Raw genomic sequence first — 8,707 nt, forward strand, 5'->3', positions numbered from 1 at the left:
GCTCCTTACGTCTATTTCAAGGAGTTGGCAGATGGACCGCATTGAGACGTATGGATTGAAGATTGATGCGGACCTCCATCGCTTCCTGGTGGAAGAAGCGATGCCGGGAACCGGCGTCGAGGCCGAACATTTCTTCGAGCAGCTTTCCGCCCTCGTGCACGACCTGGCCCCGAAGAACCGGGCTCTGCTCGCCAAGCGCGACGACCTGCAGGCCAAGCTCGACGCCTGGTACAAGCAGAACGGCGCGCCGAGCGACATGGAGACCTATCAGGCCTTCCTGCGCGATATCGGCTACCTGCTGCCCGAGGGTGGCGCGTTCAGCGTTTCGACCGCTGATGTCGATCCGGAAATTGCGACCATCGCCGGCCCGCAGCTCGTCGTTCCCGTCATGAATGCGCGCTATGCGCTCAACGCCGCCAATGCGCGCTGGGGTTCGCTCTATGACGCGCTCTACGGCACGGATGCGATCTCGGACGCCGATGGCGCCGAAAAGGGCCGCGGCTACAATCCGAAGCGCGGCGCCAAGGTCATTGCCTGGGCCCGCGACTTCCTCGACGCCAGCGCGCCGCTGGCAAAGGGCAACTGGGCCGCGGTCACGTCGCTCAAGGTCGCCGACAATGCGCTGACGGTCGGCCTCAAGGACGGTTCGAGCACGACGCTTCGCAACCCTGCCCAGTTCGTCGGCCACAGTGGTTCGGAAGGCGGGCGCTTCGAGATCGTTCTTCGGCACAACAATCTGCATGCGATCGTCGTCCTCGACGCGTCCACGCCGATCGGCAAGGAAGATCCGGCCGGCATCGCCGACGTCGTCCTCGAATCGGCGATCACCACGATCATGGACTGCGAAGATTCGGTCGCGGCCGTCGACGCCGAAGACAAGGTCGTCGTCTACCGCAACTGGCTCGGCCTGATGAAGGGCGACCTCGAAGAAGAAGTCGCCAAGGGCGGCAAGACCTTCACCCGCCGCCTCAATCCCGATCGCATCTACACAGCCACCGCCGGCGGCACTTTGTCTCTGCCGGGGCGCTCGCTGATGCTGGTTCGCAATGTCGGCCACCTCATGACGAATCCGGCTATCCTTGATCGGGACGGCAATGAAGTGCCCGAAGGCATCATGGATGCCATGGTCACCGCGCTGATTGCCCTGCACGATGTCGGCAACGGGGGTCGCCGCATGAACTCCCGCGAGGGGTCCATGTATGTCGTCAAGCCGAAGATGCATGGCCCCGAGGAAGTCGCCTTCGCCAGCGAGATTTTCGGCCGTGTCGAAAAGGCACTCGGCATGCCCGCCAATACCATGAAGATGGGTATCATGGACGAGGAGCGCCGCACCACGGTCAACCTCAAGGAATGCATCCGCGCTGCCCGCGAGCGCGTCGTCTTCATCAACACCGGCTTCCTCGATCGCACCGGCGACGAAATGCACACCTCGATGGAAGCGGGGCCGATGATCCGCAAGGGCGACATGAAGCAGGCGGCCTGGATCGGCGCCTACGAAAACTGGAACGTCGACATCGGGCTTGAATGCGGCCTGTCCGGCCACGCCCAGATCGGCAAGGGCATGTGGGCGATGCCAGACCTGATGGCAGCGATGCTGGAACAGAAGATCGCCCACCCGAAGGCCGGCGCCAACACCGCCTGGGTTCCGTCGCCGACGGCAGCCACCCTGCATGCCACGCACTACCATCGCGTCAATGTCGCAGAGGTCCAGGCGAGCCTGAAGAGCCGCGCCCGCGCCAAGCTCTCCGATATCCTGTCGGTGCCGGTCGCCGTCCGTCCGAACTGGACGCCGGAGGAAATCCAGCGCGAGCTCGACAACAACGCGCAGGGCATCCTCGGCTACGTCGTTCGCTGGGTCGACCAGGGCGTCGGCTGCTCGAAGGTTCCCGACATCAACAATGTCGGCCTGATGGAAGACCGCGCGACGCTGCGCATTTCCGCCCAGCACATGGCCAACTGGCTGCACCACGGCGTCGTCACCGAGGCCCAGGTCGTCGAGACGATGAAGCGCATGGCGGCCGTCGTCGACGGCCAGAACGCCGACGATCCGCTCTATGTCGCGATGGCCGGCAACTTCGACGGTTCGATCGCCTTCCAGGCCGCCGTCGAACTCGTCCTCAAGGGCCGCGAACAGCCGAACGGCTACACCGAGCCGGTCCTGCACCGTCGCCGGCTGGAGCTGAAGGCGCTGAGCGCCGCCTAAGCAACTTCTGGGAAGGCCGGCCGAACCTGGCTGGCCGGCCGCCCTTGCGTCGATAGACGCAGACACCGAAAAAGAAAAAGGGCCGCCGAGATGATCGGCGGCCTTTCGATTTCAGTCGATCAGTCTTGTTTACTGCTGAACGACGACGCGGGCGCTCTTGCCCGGGCGAACGCGCGAATAGAGGTCGATGATGTCCTGGTTGATCAGGCGGATGCAGCCGGACGAAGCGGCAGTACCGATCGACGACCATTCCGGCGTGCCGTGCAGGCGGAACAGCGTGTCCTTGCCCTGGTCGTTGAAGAGGTAGAGCGCGCGGGCGCCGAGCGGATTCTTCAGGCCGGGGCCCATGCCTTCTTCGACATACTTGGCGACTTCAGGCTTGCGCTCCGCCATTTCCTTCGGCGGGTGCCACATCGGCCATTCCTGCTTCCAGGCGATATAGGCTTCGCCTTCCCACGCAAAACCGGCCTTGCCGACGCCGATGCCGTAACGAACGGCCTTGCCGCCGGGCAACACGTAATAGAGGAAACGATTCGGCGTGTTGACGACGATCGTTCCGGGGCGCTCGCTGGTGGCGTAGTCGACGATCTGGCGATGGAAACGGGTATCGACCTTGCTGATCGGGATGGCCGGCAGCGCGTAACCGTGATCCTCAACTGCGCCATAATCGCCGTTAAAGATCTGATTCGTAGCAACCTGTACCGTTGCGGGCGCGGGTTCGGTCGCAGCCGTTTCGGGCTTGGACGAGGTCGTCGAGCAGCCGGCAACGGCGAGTGTCGCCGCGAGGCTGCACAAGAGGAAGGCATTGCGGAAGCGCATGGGAGTCTCTTAAAAAGAAGCGAAGTAAAAACTGGGTCGCCGCGACCAACAGTGACTACGGTTATTTTCGATTAGTTTGTGCTATGCAAGAGATTGCGCGGCCACATTTTGGCTGAAAAGTGCAAATTCCATGACCCTTGTTTTTTTGCAACAAAATGACCGGCCCAAAGGGACACCGGACGCATGACGATCCTCTCTATCCATGGCGACAACCCCTTGATCGACGGTCGCCAGTCGAATCGCGCGATGATGGTGCGTCGCGGCGTGCAGCGGCTGTTCGCCGAGCTGCGCCATTCCGTCCTTCCGGAACTGACCTTGGCGAGCGGGCGGCGTGCGGATCTGATCTCCTTGTCGGTCAAGGGCGAGATCTGGATCGTCGAGATCAAGACATCGATCGAGGACTTTCGCGTCGACCGCAAATGGCCGGACTATCGCCAGCATTGCGACCGGCTGTTCTTCGCCACCCATGCCGGCGTGCCGCTCGATATCTTCCCGCAGGAGTGCGGCCTGCTGTTGTCTGACGGTTATGAGGGGCACATCGTGCGCGAAGCACCCGAACACAAACTGCCGCCGGCGACACGCAAGTCAGTGCTGCAACTCTTTGCCCGCACGGCGGCGCAGCGCTTGATGCTCGCCGAATGGGCGGCCGAGCGCAACGGTGAACTCGGCGATTCGATCGGCGACATCCTCTCCGGCGGTCGCGACTGATCCTGGAGAGGATACGACCGGAGCAGCCGTTTTGCGCCGATCGTGGAGACTGATTGCTTACTTCGGCGCGCGCTTGGCGAGGATGCGCTGAAGCGTGCGGCGGTGCATGTTGAGCCGGCGTGCCGTTTCCGAGACGTTGCGCTCGCACATTTCATAGACGCGCTGAATATGTTCCCACCGCACGCGATCGGCCGACATGGGGTTTTCCGGCGGCTCGACGCGCTCGCCCTGGCGCTGCACGAGTGCGGCAAAGATGTCGTCGGCATCGGCAGGCTTGGCGAGATAGTCGACCGCGCCGAGCTTCACCGCGTTCACCGCGGTGGCGATGTTGCCGTAGCCGGTCAGCATGATCATGCGCGTGTCGTCGCGCCGTCCGCGGATCGCTTCGATCACGTCGAGGCCGCTGCCATCGCCGAGCCTGAGGTCGATCACCGCGTATTTCGGCGGGTTGCCCTTGGCCTTGGCAATGCCTTCCGCGACCGATTCGGCGATGTCGACGGAAAAGCCACGGGCTTCCATGGCGCGGGCCAACCGCCTGAGAAAGGGCGCATCGTCATCGACGAGCAACAGGGTGCGGTCCGGCCCGATCAGTTCGGCGTCCTGTGCGGTGGTGCTGGGCGAAGCTGTCGATTTGTCGGTCATTCTCGCAATCCTTGAGCGAAAACAGAACGCTTTCGCCGAGATTATAGGTTTCTTCTGCTGTCGTTCAATAAACTGCGAAATGTCATTTCGCCAGTTTCGTATCCATCAGGGCGCGCGGCCATTCGACGCTGACCCGGGCGCCAGGCCTGTCCGGCCCGCCGTTCTCGAAGCGCAGGCGCGCGCCCGAGCGTTCGAGCAGCGTCTTGGCGATGAAGAGCCCGAGCCCAAGGCCGCCGGCGCTGTCATCCTTCTGTCGGCGCGTCACATAGGGCTCGCCGATCCGCTGCAGGATATCAGGTGCAAAGCCGTCGCCGTCGTCGGCGATCGTGACGCGCACCCGATCCGTCGTGTGCTCGACCGTAACGGTCACCTGCTTCTTGGCGTAGTCGACCGCATTTTCGAGTAGGTTGCCGAGACCATAGAGTATGCCGGCGTTGCGGTTGCCGACCGGCTCGGTTGCACGATCGCCCTTTTCGATGAGCTCGATGTGGATGCCGAACTCGCGATGCGGCGCCATCACCTCTTCGATCAGCGACGACAGCGGCAACAGCCGCATGTGCTCCTCGCTCTCGGAGGACAGCGTCGTCAGCCGCTTCAGGATATCGCGGCAGCGTTCGCTCTGGCTGCGCAGCAGATGCACATCCTCGCCGAAGCGCGGATCGTTGCCGAGTTCGCGTTCCATCTCCTTGGCAACCACGCTGATGGTCGCAAGCGGCGTACCGAGCTCATGGGCGGCGGCAGCCGCCAGCCCGTCGAGCTGCGACAGGTGTTTTTCCCGCTGAAGCACCAGTTCGGTCGCCGTCAGCGCCTCCGATAGCTCACTCGCTTCCAGCGACACGCGGTAGGTATAGAAGGCGGCAAAGGCGGTCATCGAGACGATCGCAAACCAGATGCCGGCGGTCAGCACCCGTGGCATCAGGAGAACCGTGCCCGGATACCAGGGCAGGGGGAAGGGCGAGAAGGCGAGCGCGGTGATGGCGATCACCGCAAAACCGGCGAGGATGATGCTGTGCGATTTCGGCTGCGACGCCGAGGAAATGATGACCGGTACGCAGAGCAGCGGTGCGAAGGGATTGGTGAGCCCGCCGGTAATGAACAGCAGCCCGGTGATCTGCGCGAGATCGAGGCCGAGAAGCGCGAAGGCTGCGGGCGGCTGCAGCCGGTGCGTTGGCGGATAGCGCAGCGTCACATAGGTGTTGACAAGCGCCAGGCTGGCGATCAGCACCAGGCAGGAAATCAAGGGCAGCGGAAACTGCAGCCAGAAGGCGGTGATGAGAACGGCGATCGACTGGCCACCGACGGCGAGCCAGCGCAGCCGGACGAGCGTCTGCAGTCGCAGGCTGCGGTTGCTGGTCTGGTCGTTGTTGTGTTCGAGCGCAACAGTGGTCATTCGTGCCTGCATTCCAATTATCGATGCTTTCGTCTCATGTACCACGGGGCTTTGCCCGTGTCGTCGGCGCCGCGTTGGCCGGATCCTCGGGCCAGGGGTGCTTCGGATAGCGCCCGCGCATGTCGGCGCGCACGTCGCGCCAGGAGCCCGCCCAGAATCCGGGCAGGTCCCGCGTCGTCTGGATCGGCCGATGGCCGGGCGAGATCAGTTCGAGCAGCAGCGGCAGCCGCCCGTCGCCGATCGCCGGATGGGTCTTCAGGCCGAAGAGTTCCTGTACCCGGATCGACAGCATCGGCTCGTCGCCGTCGTAGTGGATCGGGTGCCGCTGCCCGGTCGGCGCTTCGAAATGCGTCGGCGCCAGCCTGCCGAGTTCGCGCTGCCGCTCATGCGGGATGAGGGAAAGCAGACCGTCGGAGAGATTGGATGCCTTGATGTCGGCAATCGCGGTCACGCCGTGCTGGAAAGGCACGAACCAATCGTCGAGACGGTCGAGCAGCGCTTGATCCGAAACATCCGGCCACGGGTCGCCGATCGAACGATTGAGGAAGCCGATGCGGTCTCGCATCTGCATCGCCTCCTTGGAGAAGGGGAGAACGGCGAGCCCGAGTTGGCGCACGCCGTCGGCGAGCGCGCGCGTCGCCGACGAGCCGGTCGGTCGTGCGAGCGGCGCTTCCTCGAAGATGATGGCGCCGAGCCGCGTCACCCGCCGTGCCCGCACCTGCCGGCTGGCCTTGTCGAAAAAGCTCTGGTCTTCGCGCTTAATTGCCTCGGGCATATGCGCCTCGACCTCGGCGCGTGTCAGCTCTGCCGCCGCCAGCACGCGCTGCCCACCGGCCCGGCCGGTCAGGTCGGCGATGACCAGCATGGAAGTCGCTGCCAGCCGCTCCGTCTCCGGAATTTCCGCACCCCGCCCGTTTGCCATGACGAACCGGCCGCGGCCACCGCGCTGTAGTGCGATGCGGTCGGGGAAGGCGTGCATCAGCAGCGCACCCGGCTGGATCGGTTCGTTCGATTTCGGAGCGCCCTTCAACTCGGCCGCCATGCGCCGCGCCAGATTGCGCGAGGCCTCGGCGCGGTCGCCACGTTCCTGCCGGAAGCGGCGCAGCCGATCCTCAAGATCGATGCTGTTGCCGCCGAGGCCCTGTTCGGTGAGCATAACCGCCAGCAGACAGGCCGCTTCCGCCTGGCCCTCTTCGGCGGCAGCAACCGCCATGGCCGCAAGCCGCGGCGGCAGGGCGAGATCGCGGATCTTGCGGCCGGCTGGCGTCAGCGCGCCGGTCTCGTCAAGGGCGCCGAGGCTGTTCAGCAGTTTCTTGGCCTCGGCAAGCGTCGTTTCCGGCGGCGGATCGATGAAGGCAAGAGTGGTGGGATCGCTGACACCCCAATGGGCGCAGTCGAGCAGCAGGCCAGAGAGGTCGCTGGCCAGGATCTGCGGCGGCGTGAAGGCAGCGAGCGCCGCGGTCTGGCCGCTGTGCCAGAGGCGGATGGCAATGCCAGGTTCGGTTCGCCCGGCGCGGCCGGCGCGCTGGTCGGCAGACGCACGTGACACGCGCACCGTCTCCAGCCGGGTGATCCCGGTCGCGGCTTCAAAGACCGGAAGGCGCTGCAGGCCGCTGTCGATGACGATGCGCACGCCGTCGATGGTGATCGAGGTCTCGGCGATTGAGGTGGCAAGCACGATCTTGCGGGTGCCTGATGGCGCCGGCCGGATCGCCGCATCCTGTTCCTTCTGGGTCAGGTTGCCGTAGAGCGGTACGATCGCCGTATTGTTATCGAAGCGGTCCTGCAATCGCGTGGCGACGCGGGTGATTTCGGCCTGGCCCGGCAAAAAGGCGAGGACCGAGCCGTCTTCCGTGCGATGCGCCTCGGCAATGGCCCGCAGCATCGTATCCTCGACGCTGTCGCCGCCGCGATCCTGGTAGCGGACGTCGATCGGATAGCTGCGGCCCTGGCTCTCGATGACGGGCGCGCCGCCAAGCAGGCCCGAGACCCGCTCGACATCGAGCGTTGCCGACATGACGATGATCTTCAGGTCGTCGCGCAGCGCCGCCTGTACGTCGAGCGCCAGCGCCAGCCCGAAATCCGCATCGAGCGAGCGTTCGTGGAATTCGTCGAACAGCACGGCTGCGACGCCTTTGAGTTCGGGGTCGTCGAGGATCATGCGGGCAAACACGCCCTCGGTCACCACTTCTATGCGTGTCTTGCCCGAGACGCGGTTGTCGAGACGCATGCGATAGCCGACGGTTTCGCCGACTTTCTCTCCGAGTAGCTCGGCCATGCGGCCTGCGGCTGCGCGCGCTGCCAGCCGGCGCGGCTCGAGTAGAATGATCTTTCCGCCCTTTGCCCAGTTCTGATCCAAGAGGAAGAGCGGAACGAGCGTCGTCTTGCCGGCGCCGGGTGGGGCGGAAAGCACCACGGAGGGGCCTGCGGTCAGCGCATGTGCCAGTGCGGGCAGCACCTCGCGAACCGGAAGCGCAGGAAGCTGTGTTGTCACGTCTGGTTCTCCGCCCTATAGAGAGATGATGGCGCTGCCTACGCTCGGCGCATCCGTCGGCTCATGCATCACCATGTTGTCGGTCTGCCCGCCGCATCGATTGTCATGTCGGCCAGGGCGGACAGTTCGCAAGTACGGCAATAGTCGGCCCAAGGGCAAGCAGGCGTATCCGTGAGCGCGCTTCGCATGGTGCTTCATTGTTGCAAATATCAATATCTGACGGCCGAGAGACCCATGTCGTCTATATATAGACAAGGGTGTTCTGAGGGCGTTTTTGGCCACATAAAATGGTCGTCAAGTTTTTGACCGCCTGGTCAAAGATTCGCGCTGCAGATTCGCTGGTTTTCCGACGCATTAAATCGACCTAGTTTATCAACAGCTGGAATTATTGTGTAAATTCAGTGAGTTGTCGATTTTTGAAGTTTTTTTGAAGGTTGCTGTTGACGTCTGT

At 63.8% G+C, this 8,707-nt stretch carries 6 protein-coding genes; 2 read left to right on the plus strand and 4 right to left on the minus strand.

What is annotated here, in order from left to right; all coding sequences use genetic code 11:
- Positions 1 to 31 precede the first annotated feature (31 nt).
- A complete protein-coding gene (locus M2267_RS27950; RefSeq protein ID WP_429119118.1) occupies positions 32 to 2,203 on the plus strand; it encodes a malate synthase G in 2,172 nt (723 codons plus the stop codon).
- Positions 2,204 to 2,332: 129 nt separating this feature from the next.
- On the opposite strand, the gene M2267_RS27955 is transcribed toward M2267_RS27950, so the two are convergent.
- Positions 2,333 to 3,022 carry a L,D-transpeptidase gene (locus tag M2267_RS27955; RefSeq protein ID WP_429119120.1) on the minus strand — a complete coding sequence of 230 codons (690 nt, stop codon included), beginning with the start codon at positions 3,020 to 3,022 and terminating at the stop codon, positions 2,333 to 2,335.
- A 183-nt stretch (positions 3,023 to 3,205) separates the two neighbouring features.
- Between M2267_RS27955 and M2267_RS27960 the strand changes: the two genes are divergently transcribed.
- Positions 3,206 to 3,730: an MmcB family DNA repair protein gene (locus M2267_RS27960; protein WP_104667895.1), complete on the plus strand. Its 525-nt coding sequence runs from the start codon at positions 3,206 to 3,208 to the stop codon at positions 3,728 to 3,730.
- 57 nt (positions 3,731 to 3,787) lie between these two features.
- On the opposite strand, the gene M2267_RS27965 is transcribed toward M2267_RS27960, so the two are convergent.
- From M2267_RS27965 to hrpB, 3 genes are all read right to left on the minus strand, one after another.
- Entirely contained in the window at positions 3,788 to 4,372 is a 585-nt protein-coding gene (locus tag M2267_RS27965) for an ActR/PrrA/RegA family redox response regulator transcription factor (protein ID WP_034802128.1), read from the minus strand.
- A gap of 82 nt (positions 4,373 to 4,454) precedes the next feature.
- Entirely contained in the window at positions 4,455 to 5,762 is a 1,308-nt protein-coding gene (locus M2267_RS27970; RefSeq protein WP_429119123.1) for an ActS/PrrB/RegB family redox-sensitive histidine kinase, read from the minus strand.
- Between the two features lie 34 nt (positions 5,763 to 5,796).
- Positions 5,797 to 8,256: an ATP-dependent helicase HrpB gene (gene hrpB / locus M2267_RS27975; RefSeq protein WP_429119125.1), complete on the minus strand. Its 2,460-nt coding sequence runs from the start codon at positions 8,254 to 8,256 to the stop codon at positions 5,797 to 5,799.
- Positions 8,257 to 8,707: the final 451 nt, after the last annotated feature.

The sequence above is a fragment of the Ensifer sp. KUDG1 genome (assembly GCF_050434285.1).
Classification (GTDB): Bacteria; Pseudomonadota; Alphaproteobacteria; order Rhizobiales; family Rhizobiaceae; genus Ensifer.

What these genes read in the sequence shown, in the direction of transcription:
- M2267_RS27960 (WP_104667895.1), top strand. Translation starts at nt 3,206, where the DNA reads ATGACGATCCTCTCTATCCATGGCGACAACCCCTTGATCGACGGTCGC.
- M2267_RS27950 (WP_429119118.1), top strand. Translation starts at nt 32, where the DNA reads ATGGACCGCATTGAGACGTATGGATTGAAGATTGATGCGGACCTCCAT.
- M2267_RS27955 (WP_429119120.1), bottom strand. Translation starts at nt 3,022, where the DNA reads ATGCGCTTCCGCAATGCCTTCCTCTTGTGCAGCCTCGCGGCGACACTC.
- M2267_RS27965 (WP_034802128.1), bottom strand. Translation starts at nt 4,372, where the DNA reads ATGACCGACAAATCGACAGCTTCGCCCAGCACCACCGCACAGGACGCC.
- M2267_RS27970 (WP_429119123.1), bottom strand. Translation starts at nt 5,762, where the DNA reads ATGACCACTGTTGCGCTCGAACACAACAACGACCAGACCAGCAACCGC.